Annotated in this window: 15 protein-coding genes; 5 read left to right on the forward strand and 10 right to left on the reverse strand. The window is 68.3% G+C overall.

What is annotated here, in order from left to right; genetic code table 11:
* Positions 1-66: 66 nt before the first annotated feature.
* Positions 67-1146: a spirocyclase AveC family protein gene (locus G6N16_RS20840; protein ID WP_083030393.1), complete on the forward strand. Its 1080-nt coding sequence runs from the start codon at positions 67-69 to the stop codon at positions 1144-1146.
* A 6-nt stretch (positions 1147-1152) separates the two neighbouring features.
* Here G6N16_RS20840 and G6N16_RS20845 read toward each other — a convergent pair whose 3' ends face one another.
* The gene (locus G6N16_RS20845; protein WP_083030394.1) at positions 1153-2787 is read right to left on the reverse strand and encodes a GMC family oxidoreductase; all 1635 of its coding nucleotides are present in this window, start codon (positions 2785-2787) and stop codon (positions 1153-1155) included.
* A gap of 114 nt (positions 2788-2901) precedes the next feature.
* Here G6N16_RS20845 and G6N16_RS20850 point away from each other — a divergent pair, with 114 nt between their 5' ends.
* Positions 2902-3402, forward strand: coding sequence for a MarR family winged helix-turn-helix transcriptional regulator (locus G6N16_RS20850; protein WP_083030395.1), 501 nt, complete (start codon positions 2902-2904; stop codon positions 3400-3402).
* Between the two features lie 69 nt (positions 3403-3471).
* A complete protein-coding gene (locus tag G6N16_RS20855) occupies positions 3472-4338 on the forward strand; it encodes a hypothetical protein (protein ID WP_234805806.1) in 867 nt (288 codons plus the stop codon).
* Positions 4339-4351: 13 nt separating this feature from the next.
* Here G6N16_RS20855 and G6N16_RS20860 read toward each other — a convergent pair whose 3' ends face one another.
* From G6N16_RS20860 to G6N16_RS20885, 6 genes are read right to left on the reverse strand one after another with little or no spacing between them, the layout of a single operon-like run.
* Positions 4352-5329 carry an NAD-dependent epimerase/dehydratase family protein gene (locus G6N16_RS20860; protein ID WP_083030445.1) on the reverse strand — a complete coding sequence of 326 codons (978 nt, stop codon included), beginning with the start codon at positions 5327-5329 and terminating at the stop codon, positions 4352-4354.
* A 17-nt stretch (positions 5330-5346) separates the two neighbouring features.
* Positions 5347-6390 (reverse strand): TIGR03857 family LLM class F420-dependent oxidoreductase, encoded by a 1044-nt coding sequence (locus G6N16_RS20865; protein WP_083030397.1) that lies wholly within the window; start codon positions 6388-6390, stop codon positions 5347-5349.
* On the reverse strand, positions 6387-6767 hold the full coding sequence (locus tag G6N16_RS20870; RefSeq protein ID WP_083030398.1) for a nuclear transport factor 2 family protein: 381 nt from the start codon (positions 6765-6767) through the stop codon (positions 6387-6389). Before G6N16_RS20870 ends, G6N16_RS20865 begins: the two co-directional genes overlap by 4 nt.
* A complete protein-coding gene (locus tag G6N16_RS20875) occupies positions 6764-7816 on the reverse strand; it encodes a phosphotransferase (RefSeq protein WP_179961224.1) in 1053 nt (350 codons plus the stop codon). The genes G6N16_RS20870 and G6N16_RS20875 overlap by 4 nt, the downstream gene beginning before the upstream one ends.
* A gap of 17 nt (positions 7817-7833) precedes the next feature.
* On the reverse strand, positions 7834-8928 hold the full coding sequence (locus G6N16_RS20880) for an alpha/beta hydrolase family protein (RefSeq protein WP_083030399.1): 1095 nt from the start codon (positions 8926-8928) through the stop codon (positions 7834-7836).
* A 4-nt stretch (positions 8929-8932) separates the two neighbouring features.
* Positions 8933-9370, reverse strand: a complete 438-nt coding sequence (locus G6N16_RS20885) for a nuclear transport factor 2 family protein (protein ID WP_083030400.1) — start codon at positions 9368-9370, stop codon at positions 8933-8935.
* 92 nt (positions 9371-9462) lie between these two features.
* Between G6N16_RS20885 and G6N16_RS20890 the strand changes: the two genes are divergently transcribed.
* Both G6N16_RS20890 and G6N16_RS20895 read left to right on the forward strand, forming a co-directional pair.
* Positions 9463-10473, forward strand: a complete 1011-nt coding sequence (locus G6N16_RS20890; RefSeq protein WP_083030447.1) for an aromatic ring-hydroxylating oxygenase subunit alpha — start codon at positions 9463-9465, stop codon at positions 10471-10473.
* A complete protein-coding gene (locus G6N16_RS20895) occupies positions 10470-11111 on the forward strand; it encodes a cysteine hydrolase family protein (RefSeq protein WP_083030401.1) in 642 nt (213 codons plus the stop codon). The genes G6N16_RS20890 and G6N16_RS20895 overlap by 4 nt, the downstream gene beginning before the upstream one ends.
* 17 nt (positions 11112-11128) lie before the next feature.
* Here G6N16_RS20895 and G6N16_RS20900 read toward each other — a convergent pair whose 3' ends face one another.
* The 3 genes from G6N16_RS20900 to G6N16_RS20910 all read right to left on the reverse strand — a co-directional run bounded on the left by G6N16_RS20900 (position 11129) and on the right by G6N16_RS20910 (position 16140).
* Complete coding sequence (locus tag G6N16_RS20900) at positions 11129-12334, reverse strand: cytochrome P450 (protein ID WP_083030402.1); 1206 nt, start codon at positions 12332-12334, stop codon at positions 11129-11131.
* Positions 12331-13797: an aldehyde dehydrogenase family protein gene (locus G6N16_RS20905; RefSeq protein WP_083030448.1), complete on the reverse strand. Its 1467-nt coding sequence runs from the start codon at positions 13795-13797 to the stop codon at positions 12331-12333. Before G6N16_RS20905 ends, G6N16_RS20900 begins: the two co-directional genes overlap by 4 nt.
* A 153-nt stretch (positions 13798-13950) precedes the next feature.
* A complete protein-coding gene (locus tag G6N16_RS20910; protein ID WP_083030403.1) occupies positions 13951-16140 on the reverse strand; it encodes a molybdopterin-containing oxidoreductase family protein in 2190 nt (729 codons plus the stop codon).
* Between the last annotated feature and the right edge of the window lie 8 nt (positions 16141-16148).

Consider the following 16148-nt stretch of genomic DNA (forward strand, 5'->3'; position numbering starts at 1 on the left):
GGTAACCCATATCGTTCAGTATCTGAACAATATGGGTTACCCTTCACCCGAACAGCAAGGAGCACCATGAACACTGCAACGCGTATCAAGGTCCTCGCGGGTTGGGCGATCGCGGCCGCCGCTACGGTCGCCGTTCTGCTGACCGCCGAGAAGCACGGACCGGTCGCGCCGGACAATGCCAACCCCGCCGGTGTCGGCAAACCACCCCCGGCGCAGCCGTTGTGGCCGGCGATCGACTTCGTTTTCTGGGGCCAGGTGCTGGGCGCGGTGCTGCTGGCCGTCGTCATCGTCGCCTCGGTGCTGGTCTGGAGTCGCCGGCCCGGGCATCCGGTGATCCTGATGATCCTGGCCTCCTCCACCCTGTTCTGGTGGGACCCGATCAACAACTGGGCGATCGGGCTGGTCTACAACCCCAGAATGTGGCACTTCCCGCGAGATTGGCCGTGGCTCAACATCTCCCCGATCATCGAACCGTTGACCTCGGTGATCTACGCGCCCTATGTGTTGCTGCCCTACTTCCTGGCCATGCCGGCACTGCGGGCAGTCCAACGACGCACTGAACACGACGCTTTCGTCTGGCGGCACCCGCTGATCTCGATTTCGGTGCTGACCTTCGTCATCGGTGCCATCTGGGACGCCGCCCAGGAAATCCTGCTGACCCGCACCCAATTCCTGACCTACACCCACGTGATCGACTTCGGTTCACTGGATGCCGGCCGGTTCAGCCAGTTCCCACTGTTGATGGCCAGCGTGCTGATCACCATCATAATGATCCCCGCGTCGATCCTGCTCTACCGCGACGACACCGGGAAGAGCCAGGCCGAAAAGCTCGCGCAACGATTCACCCTGTTCTCCGGCCGGCCGAAGCTGGCGACCTTCCTGGTGATGGCGGTCATCCTGAACGTCGCCATGATGAGCTTCAGTTCGGCGTTCTGGCTGGTGCGTACCACCGGGGCGGCATCCACGGTGGCCTGCCCCTGGCCGTATCCGTCGGCGAAGACCTGGGATCCGCAGGGCCACTATGAATCTCAGGGCGCTCCGGGTCCGTTCACCGCGGGCGCGGCGAGCACCTGGCAGATCGGCCAGCCCGACGGGCGGCCGACGGATGTCACCGTGGTTTCCGACCGCTGTAACCCGAACCGCTGAACGGCGTCAGCCACCGAGGATCAACTCGGCGGCCCGCTCACCGATCATCATGGCAGCGGCATTGGTGTTGCCGCCGACGATGCTGGGCATGACCGCGGCGTCGGCGACCCGCAGCCCCGACACGCCGCGGACCCGCAGCGCGGGGTCGACCACGGCCCGCTCGTCGCTGCCCATCCGGCAGGTCCCCACTGGGTGATACACCCCGGATGCGTTGCGCCGCGCGAACTCCGCGAGATCTTCGCCGTGCAGATCCGCACCGGGCAGTACCTCTCGTCCGACCTCGCCCGAAATGGCGGGATGGGCCAACGATTCCCGGACCAATTCCATCCCGGCCACCAGGGTCGCCAGGTCTTGCGGTTCGGCCAGGTAGTTGGGATCGATCAGCGGCGCGGTGAACGGATCGGTGGATGCCAGACGGACCGTCCCCCGGCTCTGCGGGTAGATCATCGTGGGCAGCATGGTGAGCGACCGCGCCGAATCGGCGGCCAGGTGCAGCCCCGGCTCGTCCTGGTTCTCCGGGTAGCTCATCGGCAGGATGAACATCTGCAGATCGGGAACCTCGGTGCGGCCACGGCCGCCAGCGTCGAGGAATGCAACCCCTTCGAACAGAGTGTGCGCCAGATAGGTCGATCGGGGGCGCAGGATTTCTCGGCCGGCGGCGCGGCCGAAACTCAGCGGTGACGCGCTGCGCCCGTTGGGTGCGTGGTACGACAATGGCACGAACAGGTGGTCATGCAGGTTGTCCCCGACCGGCAGATCGGCCACCACGTCGATCCCGTGCTCGCGCAGGTGCTCCGCGGGCCCGATACCGGAGAGCATCAGCAGCCGGGGGCTACCCAAGGACCCGGAGCTGACGATCACCTCGCGGCTCGCCCGGACCGTGCCGATCGGTCGCCGGTCGCGGCCCGCCACCAACTCCACCCCGACGGCCCGGCCCCCGGAGATCACCACCCGGGTCGCGGTCGCCCCGGTGATGACCCGCAGATTGGCCGGCGCGTCGTCGAGATAACCGCGGTCGGTACCGGCCCGCCGCCCTCGGCCGACGCTCTGCTGGATCGGCGCCACGCCGGCCTGATCGGCACCGTTGTAGTCGGGATTCCGACCGATGCCGGCCGTCGCCGCGAGGGCGTCCATGTATCGCTCGGTGACCTCGGCCAGGCCGGTCGCGCGTTCCACGGCGATCGGACCGTGCCCGCCGCGCAGTTCGCTAGCACCATCCTCGAAGCTCTCCAACCGCCGGAAGGACGCCAACACATCGCCGTACGCCCAGCCCGTCGCGCCATCGGCGGCCCAGCCGTCGAAGTTGTGCCGGTTTCCCCGCACGAACGCCATGCCGTTGATGACACTGCCACCGCCGAGCACCCGGCCGTGCGACTGCGGAAGCATACGACCGTTCATCTGCCGCTGCGGGACGGTATGGGCCGGCCAGGTGACCAGCCGCTGCAGGGCCGAGACGGCGTGGATCGCGCCGCACATGCCGGGGACCGTCATCAGTGGACCCCGACGGCGACGACCGGATTCGATCAGGGCGACCGCGGCTCCGGAGTCGGCGAGCCGGCGGGCGACGATGGCGCCGGCGCTGCCCGCCCCGACCACCACGTAGTCCGCCGATTGCGCCTCGGCCGACAGCGCCTTCGTCATCGCGGCACCTCCATCACGCCATCCTACAGTTCATTTTATGAACTATTTTTTTGACGCTAACACACCTACCCGGTCGACCGCACCGATCCGGGGCGGACGTGAGACGCTTTCGAGATGCCCGACGACGGCGATGCGCAGATCATCGAGAAGATCACCATCTCGCTGATGCGGGTCATCAACAAGATCGAGCAGGGCCGGCGCGTTGCCCGGTCCTACGGCCCCGGGCTGTCTCTGACCCGGGTGGAAATCGAGGTGTGCGCACTGATCTTCCGCAATGACGGCATCACCGGCAGCGAATTGTCGGGACTGCTCGGCGTCACCCGCTCGGCCACCTCACAGATCGTCAGCAAACTCAAGGCCAAGGAACTCGTCTCCGAGAACTACGCCCCCGGAGACGCGAAACGCAAGCACCTCCACCTGTCCGACCGTGGCCGCGACGCGGCCCGCATCGCCGGGCAGTACCAGTCGGCAATGGCCGCGGCGTTGTTCGGTTCGGCCGACACCGCCGAACTGCACGGCTACCTGGACTTCATCAATCGACTGGACCGCTGCCACACCGAAGCGATTGCGGCGTGGGAAACCTCAGGCGGGCCCGATTTCGGTGCGCCGCGCTGAGTCTCGTCGTCCCGCCTGCTAGCATTGAGCATATAGTTTAGCTTCTAAACCATTCACGCGGGAGGCACCTTGCACCGACCGGCCCCCACCGCGTTCCACCTGCTGGCCGACAACGCCGGCAAACGGCGGACCGAGATCATCTATCTGCTCTGGTTCGTGGCGTCGCTGCCGCTGCAGTGGTACGCGATCACCCACCTGCGTTACGACCGCCCCAACGACGCGCTGCTGCTGACCCAGTCGCTAGTGATGGCGACCGGAACCTTAGTGTTGCCGCTGGTCTTCCGCGCGCCCGAAGACCGCGGGCAACCGCTGGTCCGGCTCTACGGGTTCCGGATGGGCGTGTTCCTGTGCATCTGGGCGGTGCTCGGCGGATTCATCGGAACCGACCCCTGGTACGAGGTGCTGCACGGGCATTTCGCCTTCAACACCGCCATCAACCCCAACGGGGTCCCGTTGTTCATGCTGCCGATGACGATCTCGGTCTTCGGTTGCTACAGCGTCATCCTGGGCAGCATGTACCGCGTCCTCACCTGGGGCTGCAACCGGATCGGCGGGCCCATCGGCCGCGACACGAAGATCCGGCACGCCGTGATCTGCCTGATGCTGGCCGGCGTCATGCCGCTGGCGGAGACCTTCGCCTACTCGGGCGCCAACTACTGTTTCGACAACGGCGTCGGAATGTGGGGCCTGAACATATTGATCTACGGCTCCTGGCATTTCGCGGCGCTGCTGTTCTACACCCGCTGGGACACCCGGCCCGGGCAGCGCGCCGATCTCGACACGACGGTGCTGTCGGGCTTTGCCGCGCTGGGCATCCTGATGACCCTGATGGCAATCACCAAGACCTTCATCGCGCCGCATTTCGTGGATGTCTCCCACGGGCTGCGCCAAATCAACGACTGGAGCCCGGGAAACTGCCTGGGGCCCAAACCGTAACCGCCCACGGGCGTCAGTTCTCGTTCTCGGTACGTTCCACGTAGAACCGGGCGGCCGCCCGGATGGCATCCTCGGTGGCCGCGGGTTGCCAACCGAGTTCGGCGGTGGCCTTACCGTGGTCGGCCGGCGAGGTCAGCTCCATCAGCCGCGTGCTGTGGTACCCGATGGGCATTTCTCGGCGCAGCAGTGTGCCGAGTAGATCCGATACGCGACCGATTCCACGGACGAGCCACATGGGGATACCGATTCGCGGTGGATTTGCACCCACGGATTCCGCTGCCGTGCAAACCAATTCGCGCTGTGAGAGGTACTTCTCGGAGATGATGTAGCGCTCGCCCACTCGCCCTCGGTCGGCGGCCAGCAGCATGGCGTCGGCCACGTCGTCGATGCCGACCACCTCGGATCCGATGCCGCGGACGTAGAACGGCATCTTTCCCAGCGCCGCAAGTTGCACGAACATGCCCTGGCGCGGCTGCCAGTCGGGCGGGCCGTAAGGGTTCGACACATTCATCACGACGGCCGGCACCCCGCGGTCCGCGGCGTAGGTCAACACCAGTTCCTCGGCCTTCCGGCGGGATTCGATGTATCCCCCGCCCTCATCGGCCCAGTTGAACGGGGTGTCCTCGTCGACCGTTTCGCCGCGTTCGCCGATCGCGATGGTGCCGATCGTGCTGACGAAGACGAACTTCCGCAGCCCCGCCTCGGCCGCGATGTCGAGCACCCGTCGCAGTCCGTCGACATTGGTCCGGAACAGTGGCGCGGGATCACGCAGCTCGGCTCGGGTGTCGACCACGCAGTAGTAGACGTCGTCGCGGTCGGCCATCGCCGCGGCGACCGCCTCGTCGTCGAAGATGTCACCGTAGCGGCGATCGAGTGCGAGTCCGTCAATTCCCCTGGTGGAACTGGAGGTCCGCAACAAGACCCGTACGTCGTCACCGCGTGCCACCAGGTGACGCGTGACGGCCGCTCCGACGTTGCCGCTGGCTCCCATGACCAGGGCGCGCCGCGTCACCGGATCTCCCGGTAGGCGGCTACCACGGGTTCCAGCTCGTCGGGGGTGGCGCCGTGCATGATGACGGCGTCGGCGCCGTAACCGATCTCGTCGCGCACCCGGCGGGCGCACTGCGCGGGGCTGCCGGTCGCCGCGGCCGCCAGCCACTCGTCGGGGATCAGTCCCGCGATGTGTTCGATCTGCTCGGCGGTGGCCTTGTGGTCGATGCCGCCGGGCACCGACTGCACCACCGGGTCGGCGCGGAACCGTTGCAGCACGGCCGGATCCCAGCCATTGGTGGCGATCAGCAGATCGCCGTAGCCCTGCAGGTAGGTGGCCAGCCGGGCGACGGTCTTCTTCAGCCGCAGCTCCTCTGGCAGGTGATCACCGACCGTGGCCAGGCAGGACCACACCCGCACGTTCTCGGGGTTGCGGCCCGCCTTCTCGGCGGCTTGCTTGACGGTGCGGACGCAGCGGTCCAGGGTCTCCGGGGTGAAGTAGGTGTGCAGGATGACGTCGTCGAATTCGCGGCCGCCCAGTGCCAGGGTCTGCGGCCCGAATGCGACCAGGGCCAGCCGGATGTCCTCGCGAAAGTCCGGGTCCAGGAAAAGGATCGGATAGTCGCCGATCGGCCCGTCGTGGTTGAAGATCAGCTCGCCGTGCCACAGCCGGCGCATCACCTTGGCGAAGTCCTCCATCTGGGCGGTAGTCACCGCGGGGATGCCGAACGAGTTGTAGATCGCGCCGATGCCGCGGCCGATGCCCAGGGTGAACCGGCCGCCGGAGAGCCGATGCATGGTGGTGGCCCATGATCCGGTGATCAGCGGGTGTCGGGTGTTGTGATTGGTTGCCGCGGTGGCGATCTGCATCCGCTCGGTGACCGCGCACGCCGCACCGGACAGCGACGAGGCCTCCTTGACGTTCCACCGTTCGGAGATGAACGCGGTGCCGAAGCCCAGTTCCTCGCCGCGGCGGGCCTCGGCCACCAGGGTGGCCGGCCCTTCGCCGCCCGCGCCGGCCAGCAGGTAGTAGCCCAGTTCGTCGAGAACGCGTTCGGTCATTGCCACTCTCCTTGTTTGTAGCCGCAATTCCATACCTCGGTGATCCGGCCGTCGACCACCCGGAAGATCTCCATGCTGGAGATGGTCAGTTCGGTGCCGTCGTGGGTCCGCATCGGTGACTGGTAGACGATGGTGACGTGTTCGCCGTCGTCGCCGGCGATCACCAGGTTCAGGTCGAAGCGGATCTCGTCGAACAGGGCGCAGTGATCGACAACCCGGGCCACCGCCTGTTCGTGGGTGAGCACCACCGATTCTCCGACGTCGTGCCGGATCACGCTGTCGCCCAGCAGTTCTTCAGCGAGGGCGAAGTCTCGGGTGTTCCACACCACCAGGTTGTAGAGCTCCACCACCTCGCGCGCGGTGCGGGCCGGGCTCATGAGAAGGCCGCCACGGCGTCGATCTCGTCGATGGCCGCCACGGCCCGATCGGTCAGGGTGATGCAGAGTTGGCGGGATCGTTCCGGCATCGCCTCCGCACCCAGCAGGCTGATCACCGGCAGCATCATCAGGTAGCCGGCGGCCAGCCGATAGTCGCGCCAGGCTTCGTCGAACGGGTAGTCGCTCTCGCCTTGCGCGGCTAGATCGTCGAGGTACTCGGTCAGCAGTGCCTGGTCTCGGCCGCGGCGCTCGGTGACCGGCAGTCCCTGGGTGACCAGGTAGGCCACGTCGGCGGCACCGGCGCCGTGGCAGGCGAATTGGAAGTCGACGACCTTCATCGCACCGTCGCGGAAGAACAGGTTGTCGGCGCGGATGTCGCCGTGCAGCAGCGTGGGACGGCGGCTCAGCGTCTCCAGGGCGACGGGTGCGAGCTCGGCGAATCGCGCGGCGAAATCGGTGACGCCCGGCGGCACCGTGATCCGGGTGCGTTCCAGGTATGCGGCCCAGGCGGTTGCGAAGACCGGCAGGAACACCTGCCGCACGGCCGGGAAGTCCAGGCCGGGGAACACGCCCGCGGGCACCGGGTTGGTCGCCGACCAGGCGTGCAGCCCGGCCAGCCCGGACAGCGCGCTGCGGGCCTGGTCCATGGTCAGCCCGGCCAGGTGATCGGCGTTGTCCCAGCCGCGCAGATCCTCCATCACCAGAACGAATTCGGAGGCACTGGATCCACTTTCGGCGACGAATACTCCCGCGGTGCCCATCGGGGCCCGGCCCGCGATACGGCGGTAGAACTCCAGTTCACGCCGGTAGCCACCGAGCAGTTCCATCGCCCCGCGGGCCTCTTGGCTGCCGGGCAGTTTCACCACCACCGTCTCGGGCAGTCCGGTGCCCCCGGTCAGCCAGACCCGGTACAGCAGCGACGCGAAGCCACTGTCCTGCGCGATGCGCTCGGCCCGGGCGCCGGTGACGGTGTGGCCCAGGACGGCCGACAGCCAGCCCGGAGTCACCTCTTCGATGGACGACGGGATGCCCGTCTCGACCTCGGTCACCGCTTACCTCCGATTTGTCATTGCAGTCCGGTCAGAAATTCCTCGGTGACGGCCTGCACCCGCGGGGACATCAGGTGACCGACGTGGCTGCCGTCGTGCCAGTGAAGCCGGCCGCCCCAGCGCTCCTGCAGTGCCAATGCCGGTGCGCGGAAAGCCATCCGGTCGCTCCAGGCACCGACGATCAGCCGACGGTCCGGAGGCACCCGCGGGGTCATCGCGCACGGGTCGATCACCGCGGTCAGCGCGGCGACCTCCGCCGAGTTCAGCAGCGCACCGACGTCGTCGGCCGCCCCGCCCCAGCGGTGCAGGTGCGCGGCGATCATCTGGTTCAGCCCGCGGATGGGGGTGTACACCGCCACCCCGTCGATCCCGTCCTCCAACCCGGCCGCCAGCGCGGCGACCCCGCTGCCCAGCGACAACCCGGACAGCGCGACGGTGCGGGCTTGCGGTGCCACCCAGCGCAGCACGGCCCGGGTCTCCGAGACCGCCCGCATCATCCCGGCGACGTTGGCCACCGGGTCGGTGTCCGGATAGGTCGGCGCCCACCTGCGGCGCACCCCGTGCCCGGGCTGGATCGGCATGGCGATGTTGTAGCCGAGGTCGCGGTGCAACCGGCGTATCCGGGCCACCACGAAGTCGCTCAAGTTGCCCTGCCCGGCGCCGTGCACCCAGACCAGCCAGGGCCGCGGTCCCCCGGGGTGGCGCAGCACGTTGACCACCGCGATGGCCGGGGCGCCGAACGCCGCCAGTGCTTGCGGCAGCCGGGGATCGTGGACGTAGCGAATCTGCTCGAAAGTCAGCCTGCCCGCCTGGCGAAGACGGGTTCCGGTGCTGCGCAGGGGCTCCGGGTCCCGGTAGCAGCCCGCGGTGCCGAGCGCGCCGAGTTCGGCGGCGATGCCGGGGTAGGCGCCCAGATCGCTGTGCACGTGCGGCGGCCGCGCGGTCAGTGTCATGCCGGTGAGCACGAGTTCGTCGAGCGCCACCTCGCCGAGGCGGCGCAGCCCGGACCCGGAGGTCGGTGACCAGTTCTCTCCGGCGAGCGCCCGCGCCGAGCGGGGCAGCACGCCGCCGAGTTCGCGGGCGATCAGTGCGCCGCGGCGCCGCAGGTCCATCGGCTCATTCCGGGGCGGTGAAATGCTGCAGGGTGCGGGTCAGGTGGAGGCTGGTGATGACCCAGGAGCCGTCGCGCTTCTCATAGGTCTCGTGGTAGTGCCCGGCGCCGTGCAGCGAGCCACCGCCGGGAAAGAACAGCCAGTCCTCCATCGCCCAGATCGCCCTCGCCCGGTCCGGTGCGGTGATCTCGATTTCCGGGGTGTGGCAGTGGTGCACGGTGGCGGCGTGCTCGACCCCGCCCCACACCACCGGGAAGAACTCGTCGAAACCGTTCAGTGCCGGGCCGGTCTGCGGGTCCGCGCCGCCGGTGGACACCGCCAGGTCCAGGTGAACCACCACCTCGGGGGCGAACAGGGCCCGCCAGGAGTCGATGTCCTTGGTGTCCAGGAAGCGGCAGTAGCGCGCCTTGAGCACCTTGATCGCCTCGATCTCTTCGAGCACCGGCAAACCTCCGTGTAGCGATTCCAGAAACTACTACTGTAATGTCTTCCGTATCTCCCCGGCAGGCAATCGAGCAGATGGACAGCGCACGGATGAAAGTACCCTTCACCTGGAAAGTCACCGGCTGGTTCATGATCGGCTGGTCGGCCGAGTACGAGCTCGGCGACGTCAAGGCGCTGAAGTATTTCGGCGAGGAGTTGGCCGCCTACCGCGACGCCCGCGGTGACCTGCACGTCCTGGAGGCGCACTGCAAGCACCTGGGTGCGCACATCGGACACGGCGGCACCGTGGTCGACGACTGCATCGAGTGCCCGTTCCACGGCTGGCGCTGGGGGCCGGGCGGGGACAACACCTACATCCCGTACCAGCCCGATCGGCCCAACCGTGCCCTGAAGCTGCGCTCCTACCCCGTGCGCGAGCAGTACGGTGCGATCTTCCTGTGGTACCACCCGTCGGGCGAGCCGCCGCAGTGGGAGTTGCCCGACATCTTCGGAAAGTTCCCGCAGTTCGACACCGACCCGGACGCCTACTACCGCCCCTACCCGGAGTTCTCCCGGCGGGCCGACGGCATCCACGTGCACCCGCAGATCGTCGCCGAGAACGCCCCGGACAGTTCGCATTTCCGGTACGTGCACAAGGCGACGGTGACCCCGGTCTGCCTGGAGTGGGAGGGGGTCGGCGAAGAATGGCGGTTCCTGACCGGTTGGCCCGACGCCCGTAGCGACGACCCGGACAAGATGGCGCTGCGCATCCACAGCCACTACTCCGGACTGGGATTCGCCATGAGCGTGTTCGAGGGCTCCTCGAACCACCGGCTGATCTTCGCCTGCACCCCGGTCGACGACGAGACCTCGGACATGTTCTATTCCATCTGGTGGCCCAAGGAACCCGGCGAGACCTCCGACGTTCCCCCGCCGCACGTTCGGGAAGAGGTGGAGCGCAAGTTCCTCAAGACGGTGTGGGAGGACGTCGACATCTGGGAGCACCAGATCTACATCGAGCATCCCCCGCTGGCCAGGGTCGACGCCAGGCACTACATGGCGCTGCGCCAGTGGGCCACCCAGTTCTACGACGTCACACCCGAGGGCGCACCCCTCGGATGAGCCTGCAGCTGGATCCGGCCACCACCGCGATCGTCACCCAGGAACTCCAGGGGGCGGTCGTCGGCCCGAACGCCGGGCTGGCCGCACTGGCCGCCGAGGCGCGCCGCGAGGCACTGCCCAGTATCGCCCGGCTGCTGCCGGTCGCCCGCGAAGCCGGCATACCGGTCGTGCACTGCCTGGTGCAGCGCCGCGCCGACGGGCTCGGGTCCAACAGCAACGCCCGGCTGTTCACGCTCGGGCAACGCACGGTGGACATCACCCCGGGCTCCGAGGGCGCCACCCTGCTGCCCGAGTTCGGACCCGATCCCCGCGATCTGGTGCTGCACCGGTGGCACGGGCTGGGCCCGATGGGCGGCACCGACCTGGACGCGGTGCTGCGCAACATGGGAGTGCAAACGATTGTCGCCGTGGGTGTTTCGCTCAACGTGGCGATACCCAACCTGGTGATGGACGCGGTCAACGCGGGTTACCGGGTGGTGCTTCCTCGCGACGGGGTGGCTGGGATCCCTGCGGACTACGGCCGGGCCGTCATCGACAACACCCTGGCGCTGTTGTGCACCGTCACCACCACCGACGAGTTGCTCGCCGGGTTCGGCGAGCGGTGTAGTTCCGCGAGCACGAGGCCCGGCGACGACTGAACCACGACGCTCACGGGCTAACGCAGTACCCGCACCGGCACGTTGCTCCAGCCGGCGACGTTCTGCATGTTCACCCGCCGGCAGCCGTCCCAGTCGACCTCGTAGCGCGGCATGAATTCCAGCATCTTCTGTAGCGCCACAACGCTTTCCATCCGGGCCAGCGCCGCTCCCAGACAGCTGTGGATGCCGTAGCCGAAGCCGAGGTTCTGCGCCTGCGCGCGGTCGCGGTCGATGTCGAAGGCGTCCGGGTCGGTCCAGTCCCGCGGGTCCCGGTTGGCCGAGCCGCCGACCAGGAACACCGGCTTGCCGGCCGGGATCGTCACGCCGTGCAGGGTGACCTCGCGCATCGAGCGGCGCACGTTGTACTGCGCCGGGGCTTCGTAGCGCAACAGTTCCTCGACGGCCAGCGGCACCTTGCCGGGATCGTCGAGCAGCTTTTGCCACTGGTCGGGATTGCGCCAGAACACCACCGCGGCGTTTCCGAGCAGCTTGGTCACCGTCTCCGCGCCGGCACCGCCGAGCAGCAACGCGAACTCGGTGATCTCCAGGTTGTTCAACGGCGTCATCTCGCCGTCTTCGCGTTCGATCTCGGAGGTGATCAGCTTGCTCAGCAGATCGTCACCCAGGTCGTCCCGGCGCGCTTTGATCAGCTGGTAGTAGTACACCGACATGTCAATGGCGGATTTCAGCCCGCCCTCACCCATCTCCACCTGACCCGGGTCACGGTGCAGGAGATCGTCGATCCACAGCCGGATCTGCTGGCGTTCCGGTTCCGGCACGCCCTGCATGATGGTCATCACCTCGACCGGGAACAGCGCCGAGAAGTCCTGCACGAAGTCGAATCCGTCGGCATCGACCTGGGACAGCACCCGGTCGATGGTCGAGGTGACCAGGTCGCGGCGGGCCTCGATAGCGCGCGGGGTGAAGACCTTGTTGAGCAGGCTGCGCATCCGCCGGTGCGCCGGCGGGTCCATGGCGATGATCCCGCCGTGCTTGGTCACCTCGCCCTTGCGGACCTGCGCCAGGTCCACCCCGTAGGCCGACGAATACGTCTCGTGGTCCTTGAACGCGGCGGCCACATCCTGGTGGCGGGTCAACGCGTAGAAGTCGTATTCCGGGCTGTAGTAGACCGGCGCCTCGTCACGCATCCGGCCGTAGGTCTCGTAGGGATCGGTGAAGAAGTCCTGCGAGAACGGGTCGAACACCACTGCCGTCGTGGTCATCGCTGCGTACCTGCCCCTCGGTTGTCCCCGGATCGTTTGAGCCGGCGCCGCGTCTTACGGCGCGCCAGCGCCAGCGCGGTATCGGCATACAGCCGCATCGGCAGCCGGAACGGCGGTGCCGCGCTGCCGGTGATGGAGAACGGCAGGTCGCTGCCGACCACCGTCCGGTAGTGGCTGAACGCATCGAACCCGGCCTTGCCGTGATAGGCGCCGGTACCGCTGCGGCCGACCCCGCCGAACGGGGCCCCGGCCGGAATCATCTGCGCGGCAAAGTCGTTGCGGGCGACACCGCCGGACCGGGTGTTGCGTACGAACCGGCGGAACGCGCCGTCATCGGGGCCGTACCAGTAGGACACCAGCGGCGCGGGCCGGGCGTTGACGTAGTCGATTGCCTGCTGCAGGTCGGTGTAGCCCAGCACCGCGAGCACCGGACCGAACACCTCCTCCTCGGCGATCCGCATGCCGTCGGCCACGTCGAGGATGATGGTGGGAGCGATCTTGCGGGTGGCCCGGTCGGGCAGCGTCTCGCCCGGCGGGGTCACCGATTCCACCCGGGCGCCCCGTTCCCGGGCGTCCTCGATCAGTCCGGCGACCCGGTCGAAGTTCGCCTCGTTGACCGACGAGCAGTAGTCCGGGTTGTCGACGATGCTGAGGAACATGGCGCGCAGCCGGGCCAGCGCCGCCGCGACGAACTGGTCGACCTGTTGGTCGGGCACCAGCACGTAATCCGGGCAGACGCACACCTGGCCCCCGTTGACCATGCGGGCCGTCGCGATCCGGGCGGCCGCGCGTTCGATGTCGGCGTGGCCTTGGCCGGGTGCCACCACCACCGGGTTCTTACCGCCGAGTTCCAGGGTGACCGGCACCAGGTTGGCCGCCGCGGCGGCCTGCACCCGCTTGCCGACCTCCGGGGATCCGGTGAAGAACAGGTGGTCGAAGGGGAGCCCGGCGAATTCCGCGGCGACCTCGGGTCCCCCGGTGACGACGGCCAGTTCGGTTTCGTCGAAGTACCTCGGGGCCAGCTCGGCCATGAGTTCACCGGTGCGCGCGGTGATCTCGGACATCTTGATCATCACCCGGTTCCCGGCGGCGAACGCGGCGGCGGCCGGCAGCACCACCAGGTGCACCGGGAAGTTCCAGGGACCGATGATGCCGGCCACCCCGAGCGGGCTGGGCTGAACCTCGGCGCGCAGCCCGAACAGCCGGTCCCCGCGCATCGGCCGGCCGGGTTTCATCCACGTGGCGGTGTGGGAGCGGGTGTATTCCAGCAGCGGCAGGATGCCGATGATCTCGGTGAACAACGAGGCCGAGCGGGACCGGGTGCCGAAGTCCGCGCCCATGGCCTCGGCGAACGCCTCGGTGTTCTCCAGCAGCAGCGCCGACAGCCGGTCGATCCGGTTGTGCCGGACGGCCGGCGGCGGCGGCCCGTCGGCGACGAATGCGCCCCGCTGGGCAGCCAGGATCGCCCCCAGCCCGACGCGGTCATTCCCCGGTTCGGCCACCGGCCCCTCTTTCTCGCAGGTCCCTTCGGGACGATCAACTGTAATGATTACAGTAGCGTAGTCCAGCAACTCGACGCCAGCGTTCGGCACACCCCCGAATCGCCGGTCACACGGCTACGCGGGCTCGACCCGCACGGGCACGCCGCTGAGCCGCGACATCCCGGCCAACGGTTCAATATCGGCGATGTCGGTGGAATTCAGCCGGTTCACGTTCACCCCGCCGACCCGGTTGGCCAGCCGCCACCCGCCGGTGCCGCCGTGGCCGAAGCCGTGCGGCACCGCCACCACCCCACCGACGATGTCCTCGGTGATCGACACCGGGATCTCGATCGCTCCGGCGGCCGAGGTGATCCGGATCAGGTCACCATCGGCGATCCCCGCCCGCTCGGCATCCCCGGCGTGCATCACCGCGACCTGCGGTGTGCCGCCGCGGCGCAGTGCCGGCCCCATCAGTACCTGGGAGTTGTGCATCCACGAGTTCTCCGAGCGGGGTTGGCGCATACCGATCAGGCGCATCGGGAAATCCGGATCGTCCCGGTGGGCCGCCGCGGCTGCGATCTGCGCACCGATCCCGACGTGCGCCAACCGGATCCGCGCGCCTCGGTAGGCCACCAGCGACCCCAGCATCGGCGTGCGCACGTACTCGTCGACCACCACGCCGTGCGGGAACTCCCGGGTGAGCCGGTTGAAGGTAAGCCCACCGCGGCGCAGACCGAACCGGTCACCGCCGGTTCCGGTGCGGATCATCGCGTCCACCAGCGGGCGGGGATTCCAGCGCCGGCCCAGCAGCCCTCGCAACCCGGCCAGCACCGCCAGCATCGGCGTGCGCCGCCACAGCCGCCCGGTCAGCCCCGCGATGATGTCCCACTCGCTGCGGCACTGCCCGTAAGGCGCCACCACCGCCTCGGTGGCCTGCCGGAACGGGGTGGTTTGAAAGTTCTGGAACACCAGCGCGAAGTCGTCACGCTCGTACATGGTGGTCACCGGCAACACGTAGTCGCAGTGCGCGGTGGTCTCGTTGACGTAGAGGTCCAGCCCCACCATCAGCTCCAGCCCCTCCAGCGCCGACTCCAACTCGTCGCCGTTGGGTACCGACAGCACCGGATTGCCGGCGCTGACGAACAGCGCGCGGATCTGGTCACGGCCGCCGGTGGCGATCTCCTTGGCCATGATCGCGGCCGGCTCCGCCCCCACCACCTGCGGGAATCCCCCGACCCGGGACCGGCGGCGCCGGTACGAGCGCCGCAGTAGCGCGCCCATCAACGCCATCGAGGCGCGCTGGCCCGGTGCCCCCATGGTGGCGAAGACGCTGCCGCCGGGGACGTCGAGATGCCCGGTGACCAGGTTGACCACGTCGATCAGGTAGGCCGTCAGGGTGGGATGGCGGCCCACGCAGGTGCCGAACCGCCCGTAGACGGCGGCGCGCTCGGTGCCCGCCAGTTCCCGGGCCAGCGCCCGGACGGTGTCCGGTGGGATGCCGGTGCGCGCCGCGGTGGCCTCCGGGGTGAACCCGGCGCACTGCTCGCGCAGCCAGTCCAGTCCCCGGGCCTGGGTGCCGACCTTCTGCTCGTCGACCAGGTTCTCGGCGAAGAGCACCTGCAGCAGCGACAGCAGCAGGTAGGCGTCGCCATCCGGGGCGATCGGCTGCCATTCGAACGCCGCGGCAGTCTCGGTGCGCCGCGGGTCGAGGATGACCACCCGACCGCCGCGTTTGACGATATCGGACATCCGGTCCTTGATACGCGGGGTGGTCAGGAAACTGCCGTGTGAGACAACGGGATTGGATCCCATCATGATCAGCAGGTCGGTGCGCGGCAGGTCCGGGATGGGCACCGACAGCGGTGCGCCGTAGAGCAGCTGGCTGGCCAGCAGCCGATTGCTGGTGTCCTGGGAGGAAGAGGTGAACAGGTGGGTGCGGCGACCCAGTCCCTTGACGAACGGGAACACCGCCAGCAGGTGCGAGTAGCTGAAGGCGGCGGGGTTGCCGAAGTACCAGCCGATCGCGCCGGAGCCGTCCCGGCGGTGGATCGCGGCCAGCCGCGCGGCGATGTCGTCGAGCGCGGTGTCCCAGTCCACCGGCTCGAACCCGTCGGGTCCACGGCGCAACGGTGTGGTAACCCGGTCCTCGTCGTTGATGACGTCGGAGAACGCGATGCCCTTGGGGCAGGCGAAACCGGCCGAGAGCGGATGCTCCCTGTCCGGGCGCAGCGCGACGAGCCGACCGTCCTCGACGGTGGCGATCATCCCGCACAGCGGTTCGCAGATGCGGCAGAACGTGGCCTTGTGCTCAACGACGGGCACCACGCGGGATA

Origin of the sequence: Mycolicibacterium insubricum (genome assembly GCF_010731615.1) — a bacterium.
GTDB lineage: Bacteria > Actinomycetota > Actinomycetes > Mycobacteriales > Mycobacteriaceae > Mycobacterium > Mycobacterium insubricum.

What these genes read in the sequence shown, in the direction of transcription:
- G6N16_RS20840 (WP_083030393.1), top strand. Translation starts at nt 67, where the DNA reads ATGAACACTGCAACGCGTATCAAGGTCCTCGCGGGTTGGGCGATCGCG.
- G6N16_RS20845 (WP_083030394.1), bottom strand. Translation starts at nt 2,787, where the DNA reads ATGACGAAGGCGCTGTCGGCCGAGGCGCAATCGGCGGACTACGTGGTG.
- G6N16_RS20850 (WP_083030395.1), top strand. Translation starts at nt 2,902, where the DNA reads ATGCCCGACGACGGCGATGCGCAGATCATCGAGAAGATCACCATCTCG.
- G6N16_RS20860 (WP_083030445.1), bottom strand. Translation starts at nt 5,329, where the DNA reads ATGGGAGCCAGCGGCAACGTCGGAGCGGCCGTCACGCGTCACCTGGTG.
- G6N16_RS20865 (WP_083030397.1), bottom strand. Translation starts at nt 6,390, where the DNA reads ATGACCGAACGCGTTCTCGACGAACTGGGCTACTACCTGCTGGCCGGC.
- G6N16_RS20870 (WP_083030398.1), bottom strand. Translation starts at nt 6,767, where the DNA reads ATGAGCCCGGCCCGCACCGCGCGCGAGGTGGTGGAGCTCTACAACCTG.
- G6N16_RS20880 (WP_083030399.1), bottom strand. Translation starts at nt 8,928, where the DNA reads ATGGACCTGCGGCGCCGCGGCGCACTGATCGCCCGCGAACTCGGCGGC.
- G6N16_RS20890 (WP_083030447.1), top strand. Translation starts at nt 9,463, where the DNA reads ATGAAAGTACCCTTCACCTGGAAAGTCACCGGCTGGTTCATGATCGGC.
- G6N16_RS20895 (WP_083030401.1), top strand. Translation starts at nt 10,470, where the DNA reads ATGAGCCTGCAGCTGGATCCGGCCACCACCGCGATCGTCACCCAGGAA.
- G6N16_RS20900 (WP_083030402.1), bottom strand. Translation starts at nt 12,334, where the DNA reads ATGACCACGACGGCAGTGGTGTTCGACCCGTTCTCGCAGGACTTCTTC.